This is a genomic window from Ruegeria sp. CL6 (assembly GCF_056536465.1).
Window position 1 is genome coordinate 278,674 of sequence record NZ_JBQFPR010000001.1, and the last position, 26,387, is coordinate 305,060.

Below are 26,387 nucleotides of genomic sequence, written 5' to 3' on the forward strand. Positions count from 1 at the left end.
CGCCTACCAGCGGCCACTGGCTGCGGTCCACATCAACGACAATCGTCTCCGAACCTCTCCCTGCGACAGGGCACCGGCGGCCACCCGGTCGGGCCTTGCAACAGCACGACGCAATACCCACTCTGCCTGCCAACCGGCATAAAGCGCGGGCCGAGCTTGCTTTGAAATGGTCGCACGGGCTGAACGGGCACGCGCGATGCGGTCCAGTCCTTCCTGCGCCAACGCCCGAACTCCATCAGGCGTGCCGTCCAACAAAGGAATACGCCCGCGCGCCTCTAGATCCGGGATCGCCCGCAGCCAGTTCGCAACCCCTAGGCCGTAGCCAAAGTCGCGCAACACCTGCTCATCTGCTGACCCCAGTGCCTGCGCAGATGCAACAATCAACGATCCGGCACTCTGATTGAGGTAGGATTCAAAATGCGCTGCATCTTCAAATGGATCGCGGTATATATCCCAACGCCTTACAGAGATATATTCATCCAAAACCCCCGCCAGATGAGGGGAAAGCACGCGTGACAGCGGCGTGACCACCTCGTGCCTGCGCACTGGTTGCCCTTCTGCGATCTCCTGCAACGCGTCACGCCACCACTGAAGGCGCATTTCGGCAATCATCGGCTCGTGCGTGACCCAAGGCGCACGGGCAACTTCTACGTTCATTGCATAAATCGGAAACAGCACCGCGCGCGCCTCGACCGGCGCGGCCATAGCCGCAATGAACCTGTCGGGATCAGCCCGATGCACCAAAGCGGCGCACGCTTTAACGTCGTCGTCGAACTGGACCGTCACTCGGCCACCGCTGCCTGCGAGCCGCAATCGCGCACAAGTTTCCACTGAATCGCATCCAACAGTGCTTCAAAGGATGCGTCTACTATGTTCGCACTGACGCCAACAGTGGACCAGCGCCGCCCCTGCCCGTCCTCGCTGTCGATGATAACGCGGGTGACCGCCTCGGTCCCGCCTTGTGTGATACGCACCTTGAAGTCCACCAAATGCATATCATCCAAAATGCGTGAATAGCGGCCAAGGTCTTTTGCAAGTGCCTTGGCCAGAGCATTCACGGGGCCGCGATCACTGCCGTCATCGTCAAGGGACTCACTGACCGACAGCTTCTTTTCACCATCGACTCTTACGACAACAACCGCTTCGGACAAGCTGACCATCTTGTTGTACTTGTTTTTCCGCCGTTCGACGGTGACTTTGTATCGCTTCACCTCAAAGAACTCGGGCAGTTGACCCAGTTCCTCGCGCGCCAGAAGTTCAAAACTCGCCTGCGCCGTGTCGTAGGAATATCCATCCGCCTCGCGCAGCTTGATCCGATCCAGGATTCGCCCCAACGCCGGGTCACCGGCTTCGACGGTCAAGCCAGCCTCGGTCAGACGTTTCCTCAGATTCGATTGCCCCGCCTGGTTCGACATCGGGATAATCCGAGCGTTCCCGACAGCTGCCGGGTCGACATGCTCGTAAGTGGACGGATCTTTCAGGATCGCGCTTGCGTGCAGCCCCGCCTTGTGAGCAAAAGCCGATGCCCCCACATAGGCCGACTGCTTGCTTGGCACGCGGTTCAGAATGTCGTCCAGCATCCGGCTAACCCGAGTCAGACCGGCCAAAGCATGCGTGCTGACGCCAATCTCGAACTGAGATGCATACGGTTCCTTCAGCAGCAAAGTCGGGATCAGCGCGGTCAAGTTGGCGTTCCCGCATCGCTCTCCCAAACCATTCAGCGTTCCTTGAATCTGCCGCGCACCCGCGTCCACTGCAGCAAGGGAACAGGCCACAGCGTTTTCAGTATCGTTGTGAGTGTGAATACCAAGGCTGTCTCCGGGAAGACCCGCAGCGATGACCTGTGAAACGATCCGCGACACTTCGGACGGCAACGCGCCGCCGTTTGTATCGCACAACACGACCCACCGCGCCCCGGCGTCCAGCGCCGCTCGGCACACTTCAACCGCATACTCAGGATTGTCCTTGTAGCCATCAAAGAAATGCTCTGCATCGAACAGCGCCTCGCGCCCCTGCCCCACAATATGCGCGACCGAGGCGCGGACATTCTCGACATTCTCCTCAAGCGAGATGCCCAGAGCATGCGTGACATGATAGTCATGCGATTTGCCGACCAGACAAACCGCTTGCGTGCCTGCATTCATGACCGCGGCCAGCACGTCATCATTCTCGGCCGATCGCCCCGACCGTTTGGTCATTCCAAATGCGGTCAGTTGAGCAGTTATCTTGGGGGCAGTGTCAAAAAAAGCACTATCGGTCGGGTTGGCTCCGGGCCAACCGCCTTCGATATAGTCCACTCCCAATTCGTCCAGAGCTTTGGCGATCTGTACCTTTTCGGCGGTCGAAAACTGCACACCCTGCGTCTGCTGCCCATCTCGTAGGGTCGTGTCGTATAGGTACAACCGTTCCTTGGACATCACACGCCCTCCAACTTGGCGGCATCGAAACCTGCACCTGGGACAAGCTCGACCCCCTGCTTGCTCATACGCACTTCAAGACCTGCGGCGATATAAGCTGCCTTGAGACGGTCGACCTCCGCAAAATCCTTGCTCTGCATTGCAACTGTCCGCGCTTCTGCCAATCGGTCCGCATGTGCCGCGAGATCAATGGAAGCAGTGTCTGCCCACGCGCCCATTTCCGGCGTCAAAAGCCCCAACAGCCGCGCGCTGGCCAACAGCCCTGCCGCGTCTCCGTCCGAGGCCAACCGGTAGAGTTCTGCAAGCGCACCCGCAGTGTTCAGATCATCACTCAGCGCTGCGATCACCGAGGGTGCCGCGCTGTCGGCGGGCTCGATGCCCGCAGTCAGCGCCCGCCACTTGCGCAGCGTTGCTTCGGCCTCGTGCGCTTTCTTCTCGGTCCAGTCCATCGGCTTGCGGTAGTGGGTCTGAAGGAACACGAACCGGATCACTTCGCCCGGCACTCCCTGTTCCAGCAAGTCATGTACCGTGAAGAAATTGCCCAATGACTTGGACATCTTCTTGCCCTCGACCTGCAGCATCTCATTATGCAGCCAGACCCGCGCGAATTCGCCCTCGGGATGGGCGCAGCAGCTTTGCGCGATCTCATTCTCATGATGCGGGAACATCAGGTCATTGCCACCGCCGTGGATATCAAAGCTCTCACCCAGCAATTCGTAACTCATGGCCGAGCATTCGATATGCCAACCTGGACGCCCACGCCCCCAAGGAGAGGCCCAGCCAGGCAGCTCGTCGGTCGAAGGCTTCCACAACACAAAGTCCATCGGGTTCTTTTTGTACGGAGCAACCTCGACCCGTGCACCCGCGATCATATCGTCGACCGAACGCCCCGACAGCGCGCCATAGTGTTCCTTCCAGCTGTCGACAGCAAACAGAGCGTGCCCTTCAGCAGCATAGGCATGCCCCTTGTCGATCAGCCCTTCGATCATCGCAATCATTTGCGCGATATACTGGGTTGCGCGCGGCATTTCGTTCGGTTCAAGCGCGCCCAAAGCGCCCATGTCATGAAGATACCAGCCTATCGTCTCGTCCGAGCGTTCCTGCACCAACTGCTCTAACGTACCTTGCGCCCCGGCCTTTTGCCGCGCTAGAGCGGTCGCGTTGATCTTGTCATCGACGTCAGTGAAATTCCGCACATAGGTCACGTGATCCACGCCGTAAGTGTGCCGCAGCAACCGGTAGAGCACATCGAACACCACCACGGGCCGCGCATTGCCCAGATGGGCGCGGTCATAAACCGTTGGGCCGCAGACATACATCCGCACATTGTCGGCACTGATCGGAACGAAGTCTTCTTTCGTCCGCGTCCGGGTATTGTGCAGTTTGATCGTTGTCATCGGTCGGCTCCTAAAGGCAGCATAGCTCGTCGCGTTGGCGCGGGCTTAGCAACTTGTGTCAGAGATGAAAACGAAAGAAACCGGCCCGCTTGAGAAATCAGCAGGAAATGCAGCAAATAATGATGCAGGTCATCCGGTTCATAGGCCCGTGACTACCATGCAGATGCCATTTCGCCAAGCCCCTGTGTCCCAGTTGGTATTCGATTGACAATCGAAAAATCCTCTGGCCCTGTCAGCCCAAAAGACCAAAGGGAGCGCGCCATGCAACTTTCACAGCGTATCACTCACCTGACCGGAGATGGCGGTGATGGATGGGATGTGTTCTATCGCGCGCGCCGAATGCTCAGCGAGGGCCACGCCATTACCGAGCTGACGATTGGTGAGCATGATATCCTCACCCACCCGACGATACTGGACGAAATGGACAGGTCAGCGCGTGAAGGTCATACAGGGTACGCAATGGTTCCGGGCACGGATCTGCTCCGTGATACCGTGGCCGCCCGCGTTCAGGCGCAGACAGGCGTCCCCACCACACGCAACAACGTCCTGATCACCCCCGGCGGCCAGGCAGCTTTGTTCGCTGCTCATGTGGCCGTCTGCGATCCCGGAGATGTTGGGCTTTTTCTGGATCCCTATTATGCCACCTATCCCGGCACGATCAGGGCTGCCGGAGCGATCGCGCGGCCTGTGCAAACCACGGCCAGCAAAGCCTTTCAACCCAGCGCCGAACAGATAGACAATGCTGCGGATGGTGCGGTATCGCTGCTGATCAACACCCCGAACAACCCGACCGGAGTTGTCTATTCCCCGCAAACCCTAGAGGGCATCGCCGCTGTTTGTCGACAGCGCGATCTGTGGCTGATTTCGGATGAAGTTTACGACACACAGATTTGGGAAGGCAGGCATATCTCTCCTCGCGCCCTGCCTGACATGGCCGAGCGGACGCTGGTTGTCGGCTCAATGTCCAAGTCCCACGCGATGACGGGTTCCCGCTGCGGCTGGGTGATCGGCCCGGAAGACGTTATCGCACATCTAATTAATCTGGCCACGCACACAACCTACGGAGTTCCCGGGTTCATACAGGATGCCGCCAGCTTTGCCCTGACTGCAGGCCGCGGCCTTGAAGACGAAATCGCTGCGCCATTTCAAAGACGCCGCGCACTTGCGATCGAAATTCTCGAAGCGCAAAACACCGTAGGACTGGTTCCGGCGCAGGGTGCCATGTACCTGATGCTGGATATTCGAGCCACGGGCCTGAGCGGTGAGGGCTTTGCCAATGCCCTTTTGGACACGCATGCAATCGCGGTCATGCCGGGCGAGAGCTTTGGGGAGGCCGCAGCCGGACATATTCGCGTGGCCATGACAATCGACGATGACCGTTTTGCCTCGGCACTGGGGACAATTTGCGAATTCGCCGCACGGTTGGCAGATCGCCGCGCGGCTGAATAGCGCCATTCAGAACCGAAAAGTCGTCCGCAGGTTAAACACGTTGGAATCCAGCCCCCCTTCGGACTGGGTCACGTCGTCAAAGTTCTGGCGCAATGCCTCACCGCTGATGACAAAGTTTTCACCAATCGGATACGCGACGCCGATGCCGTAGACAGCAGCCGTATCGTTTTCAACTGTCGAATCCACTCGGGCGGCACCGACCACGACATATCCTAAGGCGGGACCAAAATCGTAGCCGCCGCGCAGTTTCAACCGTGTCATACCATCCAAACTGCCTTCACCCTGACCAAGGTTCAGCGACAGTCGATTATATTCCAGTTCGCCGCCAAGAACGAAGTTTCCGAAGTCGTGGTCATAACCAACAAGAGGCCCAAAACTGGTATCATTGCCGCTTGCGCCGTTCGGTCCGTCCGCGTCCGTGTACCCGAAACTGAACCCGGCATACGCCCCGCTCCAGTCCTCAGCATCTGCCGAGGCAGCACTGGTCACGACAAACGCGACGATCAGGACGAAAAGGGCTTTCATATATTTCACCAAAAACCTTTCAACAAAGTCTTCGAGTACTCAGATCACGTTGACATAAAACTGGTCCGCAATGGTTAATTTTCAATTGAAATCACGAACCGGTGTTAAATAAGTGACAGAAGTATAACAGATTTCCCAAAATTCGGTAGAAATACTTGGGTCCGGCATCTGGTGTTTTTCTGACCAGACCAAGATTACTTCGCATTTAAACCGGCAGGTCGCAAACAGGACAGAATGTTGCGGCCCGCATTGAAAGACTGGCATGCACAAGGTGAGGACCTGCATGCAAAGTGACGTTTGGAAGATCTGCCTGGTCAGCCGCACGATAGGCGCGGACCGTGGACGCGCGGCCCGAGGGCGCCCGGTCGGGGTGTGAACCCACGTACCCTTTCACGTCTCACCTACCGGAATTTCAACATGAACGATCAATCCCGAAATACCTCGCGCAGTGGCGGACGTGCCGCGCGCCGTGCCGCCCGTGCCTCTGCCCTACCGGATCATTTGCGCCCCATACGTCCGGGGCTTGAGGGTGGAACCTATAAACCGTTGACCAAGACTCAGGTTGAACAAATCCATCAGGCAGCGCTGACTGCCTTGGAAACGATTGGCTTGGCAGACGCCCCGCAAAGCGGGATTGACTATCTGGTCGGCGCAGGCTGTACCTTGGGCGAGGATGGCCGCATACGGTTCCCCCGGGCGCTGGTTGAAGACACCATCGCAAACGCAAACCGATCGGTTACCCTGTGCAGTCGTGACGGCAATACCGATCTGGACCTCTCGGGCACTCGGGTTCACTACGGTACAGCCGGGGCTGCGGTCAGCATGGTGGATGTGCACGGGCGCGAATATCGCGACTCGACTGTACAGGACCTGCACGACGCCGCACGGATTTGCCAACAACTGGATAATATCCATTTTGTTCAACGCCCTATGGTGTGTCGTGACATCCCTGACAACCTCGAAATGGACCTGAACACGATCTACGCCGCCTGTTCGGGCACGTTCAAACATATCGGCACCTCGTTCACCGAACCTTCGCATGTCGCGCCCGCGGTCGAGATGCTGCACATGATCGCAGGCGGCGAGGACAAGTGGCGCGAACGCCCGTTCGTCTCGAACTCGAACTGCTTTGTGGTGCCGCCGATGAAATTCGCCACCGAAAGCTGCGAAGTGATGGAAGAATGCATCAAGGCAGGCATGCCCGTTCTTCTTCTTTCCGCAGGAATGGCCGGAGCGACTGCGCCTTCGACCATCGCAGGAGCGATCACGCAAGCTACGGCGGAATGTCTTGCAGGATTGGTTTACGTAAACGCCGTAAGCGCCGGTGCGCCAGCTGTTTTTGGCACTTGGCCGTTCGGTTTGGACCTACGCACCGGGGCCATGTCCATCGGGTCGGGTGAACAGGCCCTTTTGACCGCTGGCTGTGCCCAGATGCACCAGTTCTACGACCTTCCCGGCGGGGCCGCAGCCGGGGCGTCAGATTCAAAACTCCCTGATATGCAGGCGGGATGGGAGCAAATGTGCTCGAACGTCATGGCCGGACTGTCCGGGGTTAACATGGTTTACGAAGCAGCCGGGATGCACGCATCCCTTCTGGGATTCTGCTTTGAAAGCCTGATCTTAGGGGACGATCTTATCGGGCAGGCTCAGCGCTGTATCCGTGGGATTGAGGTGAACGAGGAAACGTTGGCTCTGGATCAGATCGCCGAGGTTTGCATGGGCGGACCCGGCCACTATCTGGGATCCGACGCAACCCTTAGCCGAATGCAGGCGGACTATGTCTATCCGACCTTCGGCGACCGGACATCACCCAAAGAATGGGCCGAGCTGGGCAAGCCAGACTTGATCGACAAGGCAACCGCGCGGAAAGAGGAAATCCTGTCTATGCCGTCACCAGCCCGGTTTGATCCGCTGCTAGACGCCCAGATCCGCGCAGGGTTCAACATTCACCTGCCCGCGTAACCGCACAAAAAGGGTAAAAAAAAAGGGGGCCGAGGCCCCCTTTAGTTTCGCTTTCCAGGCTCATTTCGTTGACCGCCCGGTGATTTTTTTGCCTGCGGCCTGGACTGCGCATGGGACGAGCGCACCCGTCCCGTGAAAGAGTGGGAAAGAGCAATATTCCGCCCCACCCTGTTCCCGGTCGACACGGGCATGTCGACCGAGTGGAACAAGGCAGCTTAGGTAAGTCTCAGTGCCTTTCTCCGTATTCGTCGGGACCGGATATCCGGGGGGAAGATCACGGTCCCTACGCCCCATTGCCGGGGCGCTTGCCTTAGCTACACCCGCTTGTTGCCCCGCAGGTGTTGCATTTCATGCATGTGCCGTTCCGCACCAACGTGTAATTTCCGCACTCGCCGCAAGGATCGCCCTCATAGCCCTGCATCTTGGCTTTAGTGCGAGCGTCCATGCTGGTTGCCACTGCGGTTTCTGTGACCGGGGCCTCAAACGTGGTCGCGCTTTCGGCCATGCCATTCACCTCGGGCTGACCACCATTGAACACGACCAAGTCTTGCGGCAACCGCTTGCGCAGATACCCGGTCGAGCTGATTTGTTTCAGCACTTCCAGTGACTTGGAAGCCGCAGTTTCAGTGACCTCCGAGACGTTCGAGACACCTTCTTCCTCGCCGCGGCCCAGATCGTCGAATGTAGCGCCTTCGGGCTTCACGTGGGCCAGATCGGTGCGGTCCAGATAGCTGACGGCCAGTTCGCGGAAGATGTAATCAAGGATCGACGTCGCGTTCTTGATCGAGTCGTTGCCTTGCACCATCCCTGCCGGTTCAAACTTGGTGAAAGTGAAGGCGTCCACGAACTCCTCCAGCGGTACACCGTATTGCAGGCCGACCGACACCGCGATGGCAAAGTTGTTCATCATCGCCCGGAAGCCAGCGCCTTCCTTGTGCATGTCGATGAAAATTTCACCCAACTGTCCGTCTTCAAACTCACCGGTCCGCAGGTAAACCTTGTGCCCACCTACAATCGCTTTCTGAGTGTAGCCTTTGCGGCGATGCGGCAGCTTTTCACGATGGCTGCGGATGACTTCCTTGACGACCACCTTCTCAATGACCTTCTCGGCCAGCACGGTGGCTTTTTCCTGCGGCGAGCCGCTTTCCAGAACTTCGGCCGCCTCGTCATCATCCTCGACCAGCGCCGCCGCCAGAGGTTGCGACAGTTTCGAGCCATCGCGATACAGCGCGTTGGCCTTCACACCCAGCGACCACGACAGTTCGTAAGCCTTCTGGCAGTCCTCAATGGTCGCGTCATTCGGCATGTTGATCGTTTTGCTGATCGCACCCGAGATAAAGCTCTGCGCTGCCGCCATCATGGTGATGTGGCTATCAACTCCCAGGAAACGCTTGCCTTTCTTGCCGCACGGGTTCGCGCAGTCGAAGATCGAATAGTGTTCCTCTTTCAGGTGCGGCGCGCCTTCCAGCGTCATGGTTCCACAGACGTGGTCATTGGCTGCATCGATATCCGCCTTAGTGAACCCAAGGTGGCGCAGCAGGTCGAAGGTCGGGTCATTCAGCTTGGTCGCGGGGATGCCCAGAACGCCCGTGCAGAAATCCTCACCCAGCGTCCACTGGTTGAAGACAAACCGGATGTCGAAGGCGCTTTCCAGCGCGGCATCCACCTTGGCCAACTCATTCGGACCGAACCCGTGACCAGTCAGCGAGGTGTGGTTGATCCCCGGCGCGTTGCCGATGGTGCCGTGACCGACCGCATAACCCACGATCTCTTCGATCTGCGACGAGGAATAGCCCAGCTTTTCCAGCGCCGACGGCACCGAACGGTTGATAATCTTGAAGTAACCGCCACCGGCCAGCTTCTTGAACTTGACCAGAGCAAAGTCTGGCTCGATCCCCGTGGTGTCGCAATCCATCACCAGACCGATGGTGCCGGTCGGCGCGATCACGGTGGCCTGCGCGTTGCGGTAGCCGTTCTTTTCACCCAGGCGCAGCGCCTCATCCCAGGCTGACATAGCCAGATCGATCAGACGCTTGTCGGGGCAGTTGCCATGATCCAAAGGCACCGGCTTTACTGCCAGTTTCTCATAACCTTCGGTCACACCCTGCGACGCGCGGCGGTGGTTGCGGATGACGCGCAGCATGTGATCCGCGTTCCGTTCGTACCCCTTGAACGGCCCTAGTTCACCCGCAATCTCAGCCGAGGTCGCATAGGCGACACCCGTCATGATCGCGGTCAGCGCACCACAGATCGCCCGCCCTTCGTCCGAGTCATAGCTGTAGCCCATATTCATCAGCAGACCGCCGATATTGGCATAACCCAGACCCAGCGTGCGGAAGTCATAAGAAAGCTGCGCGATTTCCTTCGACGGGAACTGCGCCATGGTCACCGAGATTTCCAGCGTCAGGGTCCACAGACGCGAGGCGTGCATGTAATCCGCCGCCTGGAACTCACCATCCTTGAGGAAGGTCAGCAGGTTCATCGACGCCAGGTTACAGGCCGTGTCGTCCAGGAACATGTACTCCGAGCACGGGTTCGAGCCGCGAATCTCGCCGTCTTCGGGGCATGTGTGCCATTCGTTCACTGTATCATGGAACTGGATGCCCGGATCAGCGCAGGCCCATGCCGCATGGCCAACCTTTTCCCAAAGATCGCGCGCTTTGACGGTCTTAGCGACCTTACCATCGGTGCGGTTGATAAGCTGCCAATCGGCATCTTTTTCAACGGCGGTCAGGAACGTGTTGGTCACACGGATCGAGTTGTTTGAGTTCTGGCCCGAGACCGAGCTGTACGCTTCCGAATCCCAGTCCGTGTCGTAGGTCGGGAATTCGATGCTGTCGTGACCCTGTTTGGCGTAATCCAGCACGCGCTTGATATAAGTCTCGGGGATCGCAACCTTTTTAGCCTCGCGAACCGCTTTCTTCAGGCTTTCATTCTTATTGGGATCATACGCATCATCCTGCGCACCGTCCCAGCTGCGGATGGCCTCGAAAATGCCGTTCAGCATCTTCTCGTGCATCTTCGATCCGGCAACAATCGAGGCCACCTTCTGCTCTTCGATCACCTTCCATTCGATGAATTGCTCGATGTCCGGGTGATCTGCATCGACGATCACCATCTTTGCTGCTCGACGGGTTGTCCCGCCTGATTTGATCGCGCCAGCGGCGCGGTCGCCGATCTTGAGAAAGCCCATAAGACCCGAGGACTTGCCGCCACCCGACAGCGCTTCGCCCTCTGCACGCAGATGGCTGAAGTTGGTCCCGGTGCCCGAGCCGTATTTGAACAGGCGCGCCTCGCGCACCCAAAGATCCATAATGCCGCCTTCGTTCACCAGATCATCATCGACGGACTGGATGAAGCACGCGTGCGGCTGCGGATGTTCGTAAGCGGATTTCGATTTGGTCAGCTTGCCGGTTTTGTAATCGACATAGTGGTGCCCCTGCGCGGGACCGTCGATACCATAAGCCCAGTGCAGGCCGGTGTTGAACCACTGCGGCGAGTTCGGCGCGGCGCGCTGGGTCGCCAGCATATAGCGCATCTCGTCAAAGTATGAGCGCGCGTCTTCCTCGGTCGAGAAATAGCCGCCCTTCCAGCCCCAATAGGCCCAGGCACCGGCCAGACGATCGAACACTTGCTTGGAAGACGTCTCTCCGTCGAATTCCGCGCCATCGGCAGGCACCGAGCGCCACAGGAATTCGGGAACGTCTTTCTCTTTGACCTTTTTCAGCTTGGACGGAACACCCGCCTTGCGGAAATACTTCTGCGCGATGACGTCGCTTGCGACCTGGCTCCAGCTTGCTGGAACTTCAATATTGTCCAGCCGGAAAACGATGGTCCCATCCGGGTTCCGAATCTCAGAAGTGGCCGACACGAAGTCCAGATCTGCGTAAGCATCCTGTCCCGATTTGGTGAATTTTCTGTCAATCTTCATGTCCGCCGCCCTAGATTCAATCACTTGTTCATTTGGCATCAGGTCCAGAACATTGGACCCTCGACCTTGCCCGAAATTTAGGGCGCAATAGCCCGGGCGCTGTCTTCGACAACGCAAACCCGTCCTAACGGTTGCACGTTAGTATGATGTGCTTTCCGACCCTCGCCCTGTGCCATACTTTGGCTTTACTACCAGATTTAGTGGCACCACCTTCGGCCCATACAATCTGGCGTATTCACCCATAGAAGGTCAACGTCATTTTTCAGTCATTTTTGAAATCTTTTTTGTTGACCCGCTGTCAATAAACGCCCCGCGAGGCGCTGCGCATGATTCCTCCACAGTTTCATCCACGGCGCCCGGTCTTTTCAGCGGCCCGGGGTCAGAACAATTAACTGTGTTTGCGCACGCGGTTATCAGCAATTGATAATCCTGCGCTAAGGTAACTAAGCTGAAACAGAATCAAAGCAGGACCGATGCAGCAAGCAGAAGCGGTCACAATATGCGGTGTGATGGAAATGGGGTGCCGAATCTGATGTTGTCGCTTCGCTTGTTTCCAGTGCTGCTGTTAATAGTGGCCTGCACACCACAAGATGTACCCCGCCCCACACGCAGTGCCCAATTCCAAAGCTACCCTCAACGTTTGTTCGACACCTTTGAGATCGGGTGTGACGGCCCCGGAGAGGAATTTAGCCGCGTAGGGAATCGGGTTTTTGAATGCTCTGAACTTCTACCGCCAGACACCACCGCCTATTTGATTCTCAACTACGACGGCTATCCTCAAGACCTTCCCAAAAGCGTCATGCGACTGACATCGACTAAGAACACCACAGGCTATCGCGTGGATGCCGATTTGTACTTTAGCGTTCCGCAACGAACCGGACCGTCCGTCCAAGTGCCCGTGGAAAGCCAAACGCTGGATAAAGCGCTGTCCGCGCTCTACCAGGCAATGGGTGGATCACCAGCATTGTAAGAAGAAGTGGTCGGGGCGGCAGGATTCGAACCTACGACCCCCTGTACCCAAAACAGGTGCGCTACCAGACTGCGCCACGCCCCGGACCGTGCGCCTTCCTAACGATGCCTTTCCGATTTGAAAAGCCCTAACAAGGCCAAATTGCGGGCCCGTGCGAAAAAACTTCGTGCTGCATCAGAGTTCCCGGTGTGATCAGGTAGCGGTCAGCAAGGCCAGCGTTGATTTCCAGCACGGCATACACCGAATCTCCGCCTCCAATCGGTGTGAGATCGCCGGGGACTGCGTGGCTGTGAACGTGAATCACTGTGCCGACTCGGTCCAGAAATATCATGTCGAGCGGAATCAGCGTGTTCTTCATCCAGAACGCAACTGGTTGAGGCGGGTCGAATACAAACAACATGCCCGACCGCGGCGGAAGTGATTCTCGAAACATCAACCCGCGCGACCGTTCTTTCGGTGTCACTGCCAGTTCGACTTCAAAACTGACCTGCGACTTTTCATTTCGCAGATTTACGCGATCCGCGCTGCACGCCGCCAACGCCCCTTCGGTCCAAAGCAAAGTGAAAACCGCAAGAACCGTGAGAACTCTGATCATGTCGGATTAGTCGTCCAGCGCCGCTTCCCAGGCGAGCACCTGCGCCGCCATGCGTCCACGCTTGCCATCGATCACGCGCATCGCCAACGCTTCGCCCGGCTGCAGATCGGCCAGCCCGGATCGGCGAAGAACCTCGATATGCAGGAACACGTCTTCGCCTCGACCAAAGACATTGGCAAACCCAAAGCCCTTGCCCTTGTCGAACCACTTGACGCGCGCTGCTTCAAGCGGAGCCTGCGCGATAACGACAGGGTCCAGCTCTGCAAAATCCGCAAGCATCATCGTGTCTGTACGTACCGGAGGATCAACGCTGATCACCTCAACCGCCTGCACGCCGCGATCGGTGCGGTGAGTCATAATCTCGATGCCCGCACCATCGGCCACAGAGCTTTGGCCAAAATTACGCAAAACATTCACGTGCAGCAGAATGTCCGGGCCGCCATCGTCAGACACAACGAATCCATACCCCTTTGCGGGGTCGAACCATTTTACGTGTCCACGAACGCGGTACATGCTGTTCAAGTCTTCTGGCACGGTGTTTCCATCGAGAGTTTTAGCACTTCGTTAAGGGTCCGATGTGTATGGGAATGACCCACAATTTCAAGCCGAAAAAATCCTTTATTCTCGGTGTTTTGCATTTCTCGGCACGCGAACGTCATGGATTCAACCTTTGTATTTGCCAAGACGAACCTGCGCGCTCTCGCCGCCATTGGAACCGGTCGTGCAGTCGAAACGCTCCGTCCGCCCAAAACTCGATCTCGGTCGGCTCCAACCGATACCCACCCCAGAACGGCGGACGCGGAGGATTCGGCCCCATTTTCGCCGTTACCTTGGCAACCTCGGCCATCAGGGCCGAGCGGCTGCTGAGGGGCTGAGACTGTTTTGACGCCCAAGCTCCCAACCGGCTTTTCAAAGAGCGAGACGCATAATATTCATCGGCTTGCGGCCCACTTTCCCGAGTTATTGTACCACGAACTCGAATTTGACGCCGCAAAGATTTCCAATGCATCACAAAAGCGGCTTTGCCGGCGCTATCAAGTTCGGCAGCTTTCGCACTTTCATAGTTGGTGTAGAAAACAAATGCGTTCTGCTCGATCTCTTTCAGCAGAACCATCCGCACATTGGGCAAACCATCAACGTCCACGGTCGCCAGGGCAATCGCGTTGGGATCATTCGGTTCACTGTCCCTGGCCTCTTCCAGCCACCGCGCCGCGATAATAAACGGATCGGCGCCGGCGAAAATGCCGTCTCTTTCGCTCATTTCCATCCCCTGGAAACTATTGTTGACCACAGTAGGGCGAGAACCCGCCACGGGCAAGAGCACACGGCCTTGATGCAACGCATCCAATGGCATAAACCATCCCAACATGACGCGAAGACAGGCGGAGAACCGAACATGTCAAATCAGTTGATGGCCGGCAAGCGCGGCCTCATCATGGGACTGGCCAATGATAAATCAATCGCTTGGGGAATCGCCCGTGCATTGTCAGAAGCTGGAGCAGAGCTGGCTTTTTCCTATCAGGGGGATGCGCTGAAAAAACGCGTCGACCCCTTGGCGGCGCAACTCGGCAGCGAAATCGTCCTGCCCTGCGACGTCAGTGATGAAGAGTCGATCGACGGACTTTTCACGGCACTTTCTGAAAAATGGGGCAAGCTGGACTTCATCGTTCACGCCATCGGATTTTCGGACAAGAACGAACTACGCGGTCGCTATGTCGATACATCGCGCGCGAATTTCAAGCTGACAATGGACGTATCGGTCTATTCCTTCACAGCCGTCATGCAGCGCGCCGAGAAGATGATGTCTGAGGGCGGCAGCGCCATCACGTTGACGTATTACGGTGCCGAACAGGTGATGCCGCATTACAACGTCATGGGTGTCGCAAAGGCTGCGTTGGAAGCCTCGGTTAAGTATCTGGCCGAAGACCTTGGCAAGGACGGTATCCGGGTCAACTCGATCTCGGCTGGTCCTATCAAGACACTGGCCGCCAGCGGGATTGGCGACTTCCGCTATATCATGAAGTGGAACGAATATAACTCGCCCCTGCGCCGCAACGTGACAATCGACGATGTGGGCAAGTCTGCCCTGTACCTGTTGTCTGACCTGAGCAGTGGCGTGACTGGTGAAAACCTGCACGTCGATTCGGGCTATCACATCGTCGGCATGAAAGCCGTCGACGCACCAGACGTTGAGAAGGGTTAACAGCATGAGTGCCAAGGACCGCCTGCCCCACGAAAAGGGCTTTCACATAAGCTGGGATCAGATTCATCGCGATTCCCGTGCATTGGCCTGGCGTCTGGATGGGCAAGGCCCGGACGACGGTGCATGGCGCGCTGTTGTTGCCATCACGCGTGGCGGCATGGCCCCAGCGATGATTGTCAGCCGCGAGCTGGACATTCGGACCGTTGATACAATCAGCGTGCGGTCCTACCACCATCAGGAACAGGGCGAAGCCGAGGTTCTCAAGGCTCCGGACGCGGATCTAATGGGCGACGGAACCGGCGTTCTGATCATCGACGATCTTGTCGACAGCGGAAAAACGCTGGAGCTGGTGCGCGCGATGTATCCCAACGCCCATTTTGCAACCGTCTACGCCAAACCCAAGGGCCGGCCAATGGTGGATACCTTCATCACTGAGGTCAGCCAGGACACGTGGATTTTCTTCCCGTGGGACATGGCACTGCAATATGTCGAACCCTATCGCGGTACCGACTGACCCTGACGCCTAAACGCCGATTCTTTCTATAGTCAGAGAATACAGATGACCCGGACACGCACTGCCTCAACCTTCGCGCCACCGGTGATGGAGGCGCGACGCTGGCTGGACGGTGTGGACTTCCCGGAGGACCGCCCGCTGATCAACGTCAGTCAGGCGGCTCCGGTTGATCCCCCGCCGCTGGCTCTGCGGCAGGCCATGGCGGAATTCGCGATTTCCGAGGATTCGGCTCATCTTTATGGACCCGTGCTGGGGAACTCTGACCTGCGCGATGAACTGGCCGCCCAGATCAGCGCACATTACGATGCAACGGTTCGCTCGGATCAGGTCGCAATAACCTCGGGGTGCAATCAGGCATTCTCGGCCGTGATTTCAGCGATCACTGATCAAAGCGATGAGGTGATCCTGCCAACCCCTTGGTATTTCAACCACAAAATGTGGTTGGACATGGCTGGCGTGCGTGCCGTCGACTTACCGACCGGCGACAATCTTCTGCCCGATCCTCATGCGGCCCGAGCGTTGCTGACGGACAAGAACCGGGCAATCGCGCTGGTTACCCCCAACAATCCGGGCGGCGTCGAATACCCCGCCGATCTGGTGTTGGCGTTCTACGAATTGTGTCGCGACGCGGGTATCCGGTTGATCGTGGACGAAACCTATCGTGACTTTGACAGCCGCAGCGGACCGCCGCACGATCTGTTTCGCCAGACAGGGTGGGAAAACACTCTGGTTCACCTTTATTCCTTCTCGAAAGCCTATCGGCTGACCGGCCACCGCGTTGGGGCAATCGCCACCGATGTCGCGCTGCTGGCTGAGATCGAAAAGTTTCTGGATACCGTTGCGATCTGCCCCGGTCAGATCGGTCAATTCGCGGCACTTTGGGGAATGCAGAATCTTCCTGAATGGCTTGCGGGTGAAAGAGAAGAAATTCTCGACCGGCGCGCCGCCATTCAAGAGATGCTGCCTGTTTTGACCGGCAAAGGATGGCGTCTGCTTGGGCTTGGGGCTTATTTCGCGTATTTCGAGCACCCGTTCGACATTCCGTCAGACGAGCTGGCCCGCCGTCTGGTGCCAGAGGCCGGTGTTCTGCTGCTGCCCGGCACCATGTTCATGCCCAAGGGTGACCCGGCCGGGAAACGGCAAGTGCGCATCGCATTCGCCAATCTGGATCGCGCCGGACTGGGTCAACTGTTCGATCGTTTACAAGCCCTTTCCTTCTGAGCTTGCCCCCCGGCGGTGCGCGTCGTATTCAGGGCCGCAACCGACGGGGCAGTAACCTGCCAAAAAGCACAAAGAGGGCAAAATGGCCGCAGGCATGAAAAACCTTTCAAAGACATTTGTCTGGATATTGATGGGCCTTCTGATGCTGGGTCTGGCCGGTTTCGGGGCAACCAGCCTTACCGGGACTGTTCGGACAGTTGCGCAGGTGGGCAACGAGGATATCTCGGTCAACGAATATGTGCGAGAGCTTCAGCGTGAAATTCGCGCCGTCGAAAATCAGACCGGCCAACCGCTGCAAATGTCTCAGGCGCTTGAGTTCGGTTTGGATCAGCTCGCCCTGTCCCGCCTGACCGCTTTGGCCGCGTTTGACAACGAAGTTGGTTTGCTGGGCATTTCAATCGGTGATGAGAACCTGCAGAAGGAAATTCTGGCCATTCCCGCCTTTCAGGGTGTGAATGGCACGTTCGACCGCGAAGCCTATCAGTTCCAGCTTGAACAGGTCGGCATGACCGACACAGAGTTCGAGACCGACCTGCGCAAGGAATCGGCCCGTACCATCGTGCAGGGCGCGATCATGGGTGGTGTTGAAATGCCGCAAACCCTGACCGATGTTCTGACAGACTTCATCGGCGCGCGGCGCAGCTTTACTGTCGCTACGCTGGCACCTGATGCCCTGACCACGCCCGTTGCCGCCCCTACGGACGCGCAAGTGCAGGCATACTATGATGAGAATTCTGACCAGTTCACCCTGCCCCGCACCAAGCAACTGACCTATGCGATCCTGTCGCCTGACATGCTGCTGGACAGTGTTGAGGTTGACGAGGATTCTGTTCGCCGTCTGTATGATCAGCGCTCGGCCGAATTCCTGCAACCCGAACGCCGTCTGGTCGAACGCCTTCCTTTCCCGTCCGAGCAAGAGGCCAAGGACGCAATGGCGCAGCTAGAAGTCGGTGGAACGTCCTTTGAGCAACTCGTTCGTGACTACGAGCTTGAGCTTAGCGACATCGACCTCGGCGACGTGACCCGCGAGGATCTGGAAGGTGCTGCCGACGCCGTTTTCGCGGCTGAGCTGGATACAGTCGTCGGACCATTGCCGACGGTGTTCGGCCCTGCATTGTTCCGCATCAACGGCTCGCTTGCGGAAAACAACACCTCCTTTGAAGACGCCGCCCCGATCCTGCGCGAAGAACTGGCCGCAGATCGCGCGCGTCGTCAGATCGAGGCGCAGTCCGAGGAAATCAATGACTTGCTGGCTGGTGGTGCCACCTTGGAAGAACTTGTTGCAGAAACCGAGATGGAGCTGGGCCAGATTGACTGGACACGCCAAAGCGAAGACGGTGTCGCGGCCTATGAAGGCTTCCGTTCCGCCGCCGAAGCAGTTCAGGACGGTGACTTCCCCGAGGTCGCTTTTCTGGAAGACGGCTCGATCTTTGCATTGCGTCTGAACGACGTTCTGCCGCGCCGACCTGAACCTCTGGACACAGCCCGCGAACGTGTGGCCGCGGCTTGGACTTTGGCCGAAACAGGCAAAGCCCTTGAGGAACAGGCAAATGTGGTTCTTGAACAACTGAAGGAAGACGGCGATTTCACTGCTACAGGCCTGCCGTTCCGGGTGGAAAATGCTCTTACCCGCACGGCCTTCCTGGATGACGTGCCTGCCGACTTCATGACACAGGTTTTTGAGATGGAGCCGGGCGAGATGCGCGTTGTTCCCGCCGCCGGAACTGCCCTGATCGTGCGTCTGGATGAGCTGTTGCCGCCGGACGAAACCGACGAGCTGCGTCAGGCGCAAGAAGCATTGGCCGCGCAGTTGAACCAAGCTCTGGCACAGAACATTTTCGACGCTTATGTCCGCGACGCGCAGGTACGTGCCCGCCCCGTCGTGGATCAGCGTGCCCTGAACGCCGTGCAAGCGAGCTATTAAAGAGACCCAAGATGGCCCTTACCCCAGATTTCGACAGCTTCGCACGCGCTTATGAGGCGGGTGAAAATCAGGTCGTTTACACGCGTCTTGCCGCTGATCTGGACACTCCGGTGTCGCTGATGCTCAAGCTGACCGGTGCGCAAAAAGATGCGTTCATGCTGGAATCGGTGACTGGCGGCGAAGTCCGCGGACGGTACTCGATCATTGGTATGAAACCCGACCTGATCTGGCGATGCCACGGCGAAACCTCGGCCATGAACCGCTCGGCCCGGTTCGACCCAGAATCGTTCACCCCGCAAGACGGCAACCCCATGGACAACCTGCGGGCGCTGCTGGCAGAAAGCCGGATCGCACTGCCCGACGACCTGCCGCAGGCCGCTGCTGGATTGTTTGGGTATCTGGGCTACGACATGGTTCGTCTGGTCGAGTATCTGCCGGACGTGAACCCCGACCCGCTTGGCCTGCCGGATGCAGTCATGCTGCGCCCTTCGGTCGTCGCAGTGCTTGATGGCGTAAAGGGCGAGGTGACCGTCGTGTCGCCAGCTTGGGTCAGCGAAGGACAATCTGCAAAAGCTGCCTACGCGCAAGCGGCAGAGCGTGTCATGGACGCGGTGCGCGATCTTGAACGCGCCATGCCTGCTGAGACACGCGATCTGGGGGATGCGTCCGAGGTCGCCGCGCCGGTATCCAACTTTACCAAGTCCGGCTACATGGAAGCCGTTGAGAAGGCCAAGGAATATATCCGCGCTGGCGATATCTTTCAGGTCGTTCCGGCGCAACGCTGGACACAGGACTTCCCGCAGCCGCCCTTTGCGCTCTACCGATCCTTGAGGCGCACAAACCCGTCGCCCTTCATGTTCTATTTCAACTTCGGCGGCTTTCAGGTTGTCGGCGCCAGCCCCGAGATTCTGGTGAGGGTGTTCGGGGATGAGGTCACGATCCGTCCAATCGCCGGAACCCGCCCGCGCGGAGCGACTCCAGAGGAAGACAAAGCCAACGAGGTGGATCTTCTGGCCGACAAGAAAGAACTTGCCGAACACCTGATGCTGCTGGATCTGGGCCGCAACGATACCGGTCGCGTCGCAAAGATCGGAACGGTGCGTCCGACAGAAGAATTCATCATCGAACGCTACAGCCACGTCATGCACATCGTATCCAACGTCGTAGGAGAACTGGCCGACGACAAAGACGCGTTGGACGCGTTTTTTGCCGGAATGCCGGCGGGCACGGTCTCGGGCGCGCCTAAAGTTCGGGCGATGGAAATCATCGACGAGCTAGAGCCTGAAAAGCGTGGAATTTACGGCGGTGGCGTGGGGTATTTCAGCGCGGGCGGCGACATGGATATGTGCATCGCACTGAGAACGGCGATCGTGAAGGACCACAAGCTGTATATTCAAGCAGGCGGCGGTGTCGTTTACGACAGCGACCCCGAGGCTGAATTCATGGAGACCGTCCACAAGTCCAACGCGATCAGGCGCGCAGCCGCAGACGCCGCGCGATTTACCGGCAGCGGAAACAGCTAAGCGAGAGGCCAATCCGGGATTGGCCTCGCAACCTCTTATTGAACCTCTTGCATCATGACTGCCGAAATCGGTGCCATGGCGACTCGGCCACCGCGATCTTCCAGCCCCCACAAAAGCAGGGCTGAGATCGTGTCGGGCCGCAACCTGCCAAGCATGACGACGGTTCCCTCCTGCCCGGCGCGAAATGCGGCCTGATCCAAAAAACGCCGCATGATTTTGGGGTCCTGACGGGCACCATCTATGTCACGAAAGATCACACCCGACGGAATACCGTTGCGCGCGGCCAGTTTCTGCACCGTGTTCAGGCCGTTATCCTGCGTGATCAATCCGCGCCCCGTGCCGCCCGCAATCGCGGCGACCTGATCTGCCAATTTTCTGTTGCCTTGAATTCCGGTCTCGACACCTTCGAGAATACCTACTGTTTCAGGAAGCACGTCCAGCCAAACAGACAAAGAAACCTCGGCATCCTGTGCGCTTGCTGCATTGGGCAAGTCAGCCATGGCCAAAACCTCAAACCCCGCCGCGCGGTGCTTGGCCATCTTGTCGGCAGCGTCCGGGTCAGTGGGGCTAATGGCAAAACTTATCGGGTAAGGGAAATCCTGCAGCGCCTCGGCACCATAGGCGCCTTCATCGTCAATCAGAATAATCGACATCAGCGGCTTGGCCTCGGGGTTTTCAAACTCTGCGGCATAAGCTTCGATCGGTTTTCCTGGGGCGACCGGTTCACCTTCGGTCGTCGTTGCGGCGGCCTCGTTGTCACGTTCGGTTAACGGCACGACCCTCTTGCCGATCGAATTTGGAGCATCCTGCGATTGTTCCACACCGATCTGGGGCACCGCGGCGATCCGGGGCAAGCTGCGTGGAAGAACATCTTCATCACCTTCGACCGCAATCGGACTGTCCTCGAAAGGTTTTTCTTCGTTTTCCTGCTCGTCCAGCGCAGCGACCTCTGTCTCATCCGGAGCAGCCTCAACCTCGACCTCCTCAACAACAGGCGCGGGAGGTTCAGGCGAGTCTTCCGCCACAATCGGATCTGCTTCTGCAAGAGGAGCCTCGGGCAGCGGTGCTGGCGCTTGCGGGGCAATAGGAGCCTCTGTCGAAATCGACACGTCAGTACCGCCAGCCTGCTGCGGAGATTGACCGACCTGGGCAGCCATGTCGTTAACCTGCGGCTCTGCATCCGTCGCCGTTTCAACATCGGACAGCCCAGCCAACGTGTCTGCCTGTTCCTCTGCCGCTTCCGCCTCACGCGGGGGCAGCTTTACCAATCCAGCATCCGAGACGGGCTCGGAGACATCCGAATTGCCTTCAACCGTTTCCACGGGTGCCGGTGTCGGAGCGTCTTCAGCCACGGCGGGCTTTCGGGTCAAAGGTGTGTTCAAGGACAAGGCCGCACCCAGCAGCAACACAACGACCGCGCCCGCGATCAGTCCGCCCACAAATCCGCCCATAACAATTGCCTCTCGTCTTAATCCTGCTTCGATCGCCTGTGCGCCGTCTCATGCGACACTCACCTACAGGCTCGTCAAGATTGGGATGTCCCCTTGACGCTGCCTCGCAAGCCTGAACATGTATGTGCGAACATTATATCGCGGCTCGGGGCTGCATCGCCAGTCCCAAATGCCCAATCCGAGACAAGTGCCCAAATGCTGCTGCTGATCGACAACTACGACTCGTTTACCTACAACCTCGTCCATTATTTAGGCGAACTTGGCGCCGAAATGGTCATTCGCCGAAATGACGCGCTGGATGTTCAGGAAGCGATGGCGATGAACCCCGCCGGTATCCTTCTCAGCCCGGGGCCGTGCGACCCGGATCAGTCCGGAATTTGCCTTGCTCTGACCGAAGCTGCCGCCGAAACCGGTACGCCTTTGATGGGAGTTTGTCTGGGGCATCAAACAATCGGGCAAGCGTTTGGGGGCAAAGTCACACGCTGCCACGAGATCGTGCACGGAAAAATGGGCACGATGCACCACACAGGCAAAGGTCTTTTTGCTGGATTGCCGTCTCCGTTTGAAGCCACCCGCTATCATTCGCTGATCGTGGACCGAGCCACCCTGCCCGATTGCCTTGAAATCACTGCTGAGCTTGAAGATGGCACCATCATGGGCCTGCAACACAAGGAGCTGCCGATCCACGGTGTTCAGTTCCACCCAGAATCCATTGCATCAGAGCACGGCCACGCCCTGCTCAAGAACTTCCTGTCCGAAATGAAAGTCCCCGCATGAGCGACGCTCTGAAACCACTGATCGGAGCCGCTGCCGACCGGCCCCTGACCCGCGCCGAGGCCGAAGACGCCTTTGGCATACTTTTTGACGGCGCAGCCACACCCAGCCAAATTGGTGGGCTGCTTATGGCCATGCGCACTCGCGGAGAAACCGTTGAGGAATACGCAGCCGCGGCGGCCGTCATGCGCGCCAAGTGCAATGCGGTCAAAGCCCCGGCGGGGGCTATGGACATTGTCGGAACGGGCGGTGATGGCAAGGGTACCCTGAACATCTCAACCGCGACCGCCTTTGTCGTCGCGGGCGCAGGCGTGACCGTGGCCAAGCACGGAAACCGCAATCTCAGCTCTAAATCAGGTGCCGCCGACGCGCTTGGACAATTGGGAATCAACGTTATGGTTGGCCCGGAAACCGTTGAAAAGGCGATAAAAGAGGCCGGTATTGGCTTTATGATGGCACCGATGCACCATCCGGCAATCGCCCATGTCATGCCGACCAGACAAGAGCTTGGCACACGCACCATCTTTAATATCCTGGGTCCGCTTACAAACCCGGCAGGCGTCAAGCGACAACTCACGGGTGCGTTCAGCCGCGAGCTGATCCGCCCCATGGCCGAAACCTTGGGGCTGTTGGGGGCAGAACACGCTTGGTTGGTTCATGGTTCCGACGGAACGGATGAATTGACCATCACAGGGCTAAGCTGGGTTGCTTCACTCGAAGACGGTGTCGTCAAAGAGGTTGAATTGCATCCAGAGGATGCCGGGCTGCCCGTGCATCCATTTGAAGACATTCTGGGTGGGACACCCGAGGAAAACGCCGTCGCTTTCCGCGCCCTTTTGGACGGTGCACCATCAGCTTATCGCGACGCCGTATTGCTGAACGCCGCAGCCGCCTTGGTGGTGGCAGACGCGGTCGGGGACTTAAAGGAAGGCGTGGCAAAGGCTGCCGAAAGTATCGACAGCGGGAAAGCTAAAGAAAAAATTGCGGTCTTGGCCCGCATTACTCAGGAGGCCGCATGACCGAGACGGTTCTGGACAAGATCAAAGCCTACAAGCTCGAGGAAGTTGCATCAGATAAAGCACACAAATCCTTGGAAACACTAGAAAGTGAGGCGAAGGGAGCGCCCGAAGTCCGCGGGTTTTCCAAGGCTTTGCAATCAGCGGCGCGGCAAGGATACGGACTGATTGCCGAGGTAAAAAAGGCCAGCCCGTCAAAGGGTCTGATACGCGCGGATTTCAACCCGCCTCAGTTGGCGCAAGCATATGAAGAAGGAGGCGCGGCCTGTCTTTCGGTTCTGACAGACACGCCCAGTTTCCAAGGCGCAAAAGAGTATCTGGTCCAAGCACGCGCGGCCTGCTCACTGCCGGCGCTGCGCAAGGATTTCATGTATGATCCGTATCAGGTTGTCGAAGCCCGCGCTTTGGGCGCAGATTGTATCCTGATCATCATGGCCTCAGTCGAGGATGAACAAGCGGCCGAGCTTGAACAAACTGCCTTTGACTGGGGAATGGACGTTTTGATTGAGGTCCATGACGAGGTGGAACTGCAACGCGCAACCAAGCTGAAAAGCCCTCTGATTGGGATAAACAACCGCAATCTCAAGACGTTCGAGACAACTCTTGACACAACACGGCGGCTGTCCAAACTCGTGCCCGCAGACCGGACGATCGTATGCGAAAGCGGCCTGAGCACGCCGGCTGACCTGGCGGACATTGCCAGATATGGCGCGCGGTGCTTTCTGATTGGTGAAAGCCTCATGAGGCAGGATGATGTCGCCACGGCCACACGAAACCTACTGGCGAACCCTCTGATACCCGGAGTGATGTGATGCCACTGACGCACTTTGATGCACAAGGTCAGGCCCACATGGTGGACGTGTCCGACAAGACTGTGACAGACCGGGTTGCTGTCGCTGCCGGTCACATCAAGATGATGCAGGAAACCTTTGATTTGATTTCCGAAGGCCGCGCCAAGAAGGGCGACGTTCTTGGGATCGCACGCCTTGCGGGGATCATGGGAGCAAAGAAAACACCGGACCTGATACCCTTGTGCCATCCTTTGCCGGTCACCAAGGTCGCAGTCGAGTTGACATTGGACCCGGACTTGCCGGGTGTCCAGATTGAGGCCACCGTCAAAACTGCAGGTCAAACCGGCGTTGAGATGGAGGCGCTGACCGCGGTCTCAACCGCCGCTTTGACAGTCTACGACATGACCAAAGCAGTGGACAAAGCCATGCAGATTGGCGGCATTCGAGTCCTTTTGAAAGATGGTGGCAAGTCAGGACGTTACGAGGCGTCATGATTTCTGTCGAGGACGCACGGGCGCTACTTTTTGATCTCGTCCCGAAACTTCCGGGCGAAGCTGTTCCACTGGCACAAGCCGCCGGACGTATTCTAATAGAGGATGTGACCGCCACCCGGGATCAGCCCCCATTTGCAGCTTCTTCGATGGATGGGTACGCAGTCAAGTCCTCGGAAGTGGAACTGCACGCCATGTTCAAGGTGGTCGGGGAATCTTCGGCTGGGCGCCGCTTTGAAGGCCGCGTCGGGGCGGGTCATGCCGTTCGGATCTTCACCGGGGCACCGATACCGGATGGCGCTGATTTTGTTGTAATACAAGAAGATACAGACCGTCGAGGAGACCTGATTACGATCACTGATCTGCCCGGAGCCAAGGACAACATTCGGCCCGCCGGAGTGGACTTCAAGGTCGGCACCAAAATTACCGCGCCGCGTATCCTTCGACCGGAAGACGTGGCGCTTATGGCTGCGATGAACGTCGCAACCGCTTTTGTGGCGCGCAAACCGTCAGTGGCTCTCATTTCCACCGGAGATGAGCTTGTGATGCCCGGTGAGGTACCGGGACCGGATCAAATTATCGCTTCAAATACCTTTGGCCTCAAAGCCTTGCTTAAAAAAGCCGGAGCAGATGTTCGGATTCTTCCAATTGCGCGAGATACCATAGCGTCCCTTGAAGCCGCCTTTGGCCTTGCGAAAGGTGCCGATCTTGTTGTGACGATCGGCGGGGCATCTGTAGGAGACTATGACCTTGTGTCCAAAGCCTCGACCGGATTGGGGATGGAGAGGTCTTTCTACAAAATCAGGATGCGTCCCGGCAAACCCCTGATGGCCGGTCGTTTGGGAAATACGCCGATGGTCGGGCTTCCGGGAAATCCTGTAAGTGCAATGGTTTGCGGCTATTTGTTTCTCGTGCCGATGGTTCAGCGGATGCTGGGACTTGAACAGGCCGTACCTGCGTTCCGCCGTGCTGTACTGACCGAACCTATCGCCGAAAATGGTCCGCGTGAGCACTATATGCGGGCTGTTCTGGATGAAAATGGCATACGGGCCTGCGCAGATCAGGACAGTTCCCTTCTCAGTGTTTTGGCCGACGCGAACGCCCTTTTGGTCCGAGAACCCAATGATCCCGCGCGACCTGCCGGTGACAAAGTCTGGTATCTACCGATCTAATCCTATCTCAAAATCATTGACACAAAACGTGAACATGCGTAGAACAAAATAAAACGCATGA

22 protein-coding genes and 1 tRNA gene are annotated in these 26,387 nt (G+C 57.8%); 13 read left to right on the forward strand and 10 right to left on the reverse strand.

Annotated features, from left to right (window positions below):
- Positions 1–3: 3 nt before the first annotated feature.
- From ACR0LH_RS01410 to cysS, 3 genes are read right to left on the reverse strand one after another with little or no spacing between them, the layout of a single operon-like run.
- A complete protein-coding gene (locus ACR0LH_RS01410) occupies positions 4–786 on the reverse strand; it encodes a squalene/phytoene synthase family protein (protein ID WP_480719348.1) in 783 nt (260 codons plus the stop codon).
- Complete coding sequence (gene cimA / locus ACR0LH_RS01415; protein ID WP_480719349.1) at positions 783–2,417, reverse strand: citramalate synthase; 1,635 nt, start codon at positions 2,415–2,417, stop codon at positions 783–785. Before cimA ends, ACR0LH_RS01410 begins: the two co-directional genes overlap by 4 nt.
- Positions 2,417–3,814 (reverse strand): cysteine--tRNA ligase, encoded by a 1,398-nt coding sequence (gene cysS, locus ACR0LH_RS01420; protein WP_480719350.1) that lies wholly within the window; start codon positions 3,812–3,814, stop codon positions 2,417–2,419. Before cysS ends, cimA begins: the two co-directional genes overlap by 1 nt.
- A 261-nt stretch (positions 3,815–4,075) precedes the next feature.
- Between cysS and ACR0LH_RS01425 the strand changes: the two genes are divergently transcribed.
- Entirely contained in the window at positions 4,076–5,263 is a 1,188-nt protein-coding gene (locus ACR0LH_RS01425) for a pyridoxal phosphate-dependent aminotransferase (RefSeq protein WP_480719351.1), read from the forward strand.
- Positions 5,264–5,269: 6 nt separating this feature from the next.
- Here ACR0LH_RS01425 and ACR0LH_RS01430 read toward each other — a convergent pair whose 3' ends face one another.
- On the reverse strand, positions 5,270–5,788 hold the full coding sequence (locus ACR0LH_RS01430) for an outer membrane beta-barrel protein (RefSeq protein ID WP_170481844.1): 519 nt from the start codon (positions 5,786–5,788) through the stop codon (positions 5,270–5,272).
- Positions 5,789–6,205: 417 nt separating this feature from the next.
- On the opposite strand from ACR0LH_RS01430, the gene ACR0LH_RS01435 reads away from it, so the two are divergent.
- Positions 6,206–7,750 carry a trimethylamine methyltransferase family protein gene (locus ACR0LH_RS01435; RefSeq protein WP_480719352.1) on the forward strand — a complete coding sequence of 515 codons (1,545 nt, stop codon included), beginning with the start codon at positions 6,206–6,208 and terminating at the stop codon, positions 7,748–7,750.
- Positions 7,751–8,060: 310 nt separating this feature from the next.
- On the opposite strand, the gene ACR0LH_RS01440 is transcribed toward ACR0LH_RS01435, so the two are convergent.
- A complete protein-coding gene (locus ACR0LH_RS01440) occupies positions 8,061–11,681 on the reverse strand; it encodes a vitamin B12-dependent ribonucleotide reductase (protein ID WP_480719353.1) in 3,621 nt (1,206 codons plus the stop codon).
- Positions 11,682–12,201: 520 nt separating this feature from the next.
- Here ACR0LH_RS01440 and ACR0LH_RS01445 point away from each other — a divergent pair.
- Positions 12,202–12,651 carry a hypothetical protein gene (locus tag ACR0LH_RS01445; RefSeq protein WP_480719354.1) on the forward strand — a complete coding sequence of 150 codons (450 nt, stop codon included), beginning with the start codon at positions 12,202–12,204 and terminating at the stop codon, positions 12,649–12,651.
- A gap of 7 nt (positions 12,652–12,658) precedes the next feature.
- Here the strand turns inward: ACR0LH_RS01445 and ACR0LH_RS01450 are convergent.
- The 4 genes from ACR0LH_RS01450 to pdxH form a co-directional block, all read right to left on the reverse strand.
- Positions 12,659–12,735: transfer RNA gene (locus tag ACR0LH_RS01450), tRNA-Pro, on the reverse strand.
- A 43-nt stretch (positions 12,736–12,778) separates the two neighbouring features.
- Complete coding sequence (locus ACR0LH_RS01455; protein ID WP_480719355.1) at positions 12,779–13,246, reverse strand: DUF192 domain-containing protein; 468 nt, start codon at positions 13,244–13,246, stop codon at positions 12,779–12,781.
- Between the two features lie 6 nt (positions 13,247–13,252).
- The gene (locus tag ACR0LH_RS01460; RefSeq protein WP_170383197.1) at positions 13,253–13,780 is read right to left on the reverse strand and encodes a cold shock domain-containing protein; all 528 of its coding nucleotides are present in this window, start codon (positions 13,778–13,780) and stop codon (positions 13,253–13,255) included.
- Positions 13,781–13,901: 121 nt separating this feature from the next.
- On the reverse strand, positions 13,902–14,507 hold the full coding sequence (gene pdxH / locus ACR0LH_RS01465; protein ID WP_170481833.1) for a pyridoxamine 5'-phosphate oxidase: 606 nt from the start codon (positions 14,505–14,507) through the stop codon (positions 13,902–13,904).
- Between the two features lie 135 nt (positions 14,508–14,642).
- Between pdxH and fabI the strand changes: the two genes are divergently transcribed.
- The 5 genes from fabI to trpE all read left to right on the forward strand — a co-directional run bounded on the left by fabI (position 14,643) and on the right by trpE (position 20,631).
- Positions 14,643–15,449, forward strand: a complete 807-nt coding sequence (gene fabI, locus ACR0LH_RS01470; protein WP_170383192.1) for an enoyl-ACP reductase FabI — start codon at positions 14,643–14,645, stop codon at positions 15,447–15,449.
- A 4-nt stretch (positions 15,450–15,453) separates the two neighbouring features.
- The gene (gene gpt, locus ACR0LH_RS01475) at positions 15,454–15,963 is read left to right on the forward strand and encodes a xanthine phosphoribosyltransferase (RefSeq protein WP_170413262.1); all 510 of its coding nucleotides are present in this window, start codon (positions 15,454–15,456) and stop codon (positions 15,961–15,963) included.
- 45 nt (positions 15,964–16,008) lie between these two features.
- A complete protein-coding gene (locus ACR0LH_RS01480; protein WP_480719356.1) occupies positions 16,009–17,184 on the forward strand; it encodes an aminotransferase in 1,176 nt (391 codons plus the stop codon).
- An 82-nt stretch (positions 17,185–17,266) separates the two neighbouring features.
- Positions 17,267–19,108, forward strand: coding sequence for a peptidyl-prolyl cis-trans isomerase (locus tag ACR0LH_RS01485; protein WP_480719357.1), 1,842 nt, complete (start codon positions 17,267–17,269; stop codon positions 19,106–19,108).
- Between the two features lie 11 nt (positions 19,109–19,119).
- Entirely contained in the window at positions 19,120–20,631 is a 1,512-nt protein-coding gene (trpE, locus tag ACR0LH_RS01490; RefSeq protein WP_170481818.1) for an anthranilate synthase component I, read from the forward strand.
- Positions 20,632–20,666: 35 nt separating this feature from the next.
- Here the strand turns inward: trpE and ACR0LH_RS01495 are convergent, their stop codons facing one another.
- Complete coding sequence (locus tag ACR0LH_RS01495) at positions 20,667–22,082, reverse strand: divergent polysaccharide deacetylase family protein (RefSeq protein ID WP_480719358.1); 1,416 nt, start codon at positions 22,080–22,082, stop codon at positions 20,667–20,669.
- Positions 22,083–22,277: 195 nt separating this feature from the next.
- Here ACR0LH_RS01495 and ACR0LH_RS01500 point away from each other — a divergent pair, with 195 nt between their 5' ends.
- The 5 genes from ACR0LH_RS01500 to ACR0LH_RS01520 are packed head-to-tail and all read left to right on the forward strand — an operon-like array spanning position 22,278 to position 26,326.
- Positions 22,278–22,859 carry an anthranilate synthase component II gene (locus tag ACR0LH_RS01500; protein ID WP_480719359.1) on the forward strand — a complete coding sequence of 194 codons (582 nt, stop codon included), beginning with the start codon at positions 22,278–22,280 and terminating at the stop codon, positions 22,857–22,859.
- Positions 22,856–23,875: an anthranilate phosphoribosyltransferase gene (gene trpD, locus ACR0LH_RS01505; RefSeq protein ID WP_170551412.1), complete on the forward strand. Its 1,020-nt coding sequence runs from the start codon at positions 22,856–22,858 to the stop codon at positions 23,873–23,875. The genes ACR0LH_RS01500 and trpD overlap by 4 nt, the downstream gene beginning before the upstream one ends.
- Positions 23,872–24,684, forward strand: a complete 813-nt coding sequence (gene trpC, locus ACR0LH_RS01510) for an indole-3-glycerol phosphate synthase TrpC (protein ID WP_480719360.1) — start codon at positions 23,872–23,874, stop codon at positions 24,682–24,684. The genes trpD and trpC overlap by 4 nt, the downstream gene beginning before the upstream one ends.
- A complete protein-coding gene (gene moaC, locus ACR0LH_RS01515) occupies positions 24,684–25,157 on the forward strand; it encodes a cyclic pyranopterin monophosphate synthase MoaC (RefSeq protein ID WP_480719361.1) in 474 nt (157 codons plus the stop codon). Before trpC ends, moaC begins: the two co-directional genes overlap by 1 nt.
- Complete coding sequence (locus tag ACR0LH_RS01520) at positions 25,154–26,326, forward strand: molybdopterin molybdotransferase MoeA (RefSeq protein WP_480719362.1); 1,173 nt, start codon at positions 25,154–25,156, stop codon at positions 26,324–26,326. Before moaC ends, ACR0LH_RS01520 begins: the two co-directional genes overlap by 4 nt.
- Positions 26,327–26,387 lie beyond the last annotated feature (61 nt).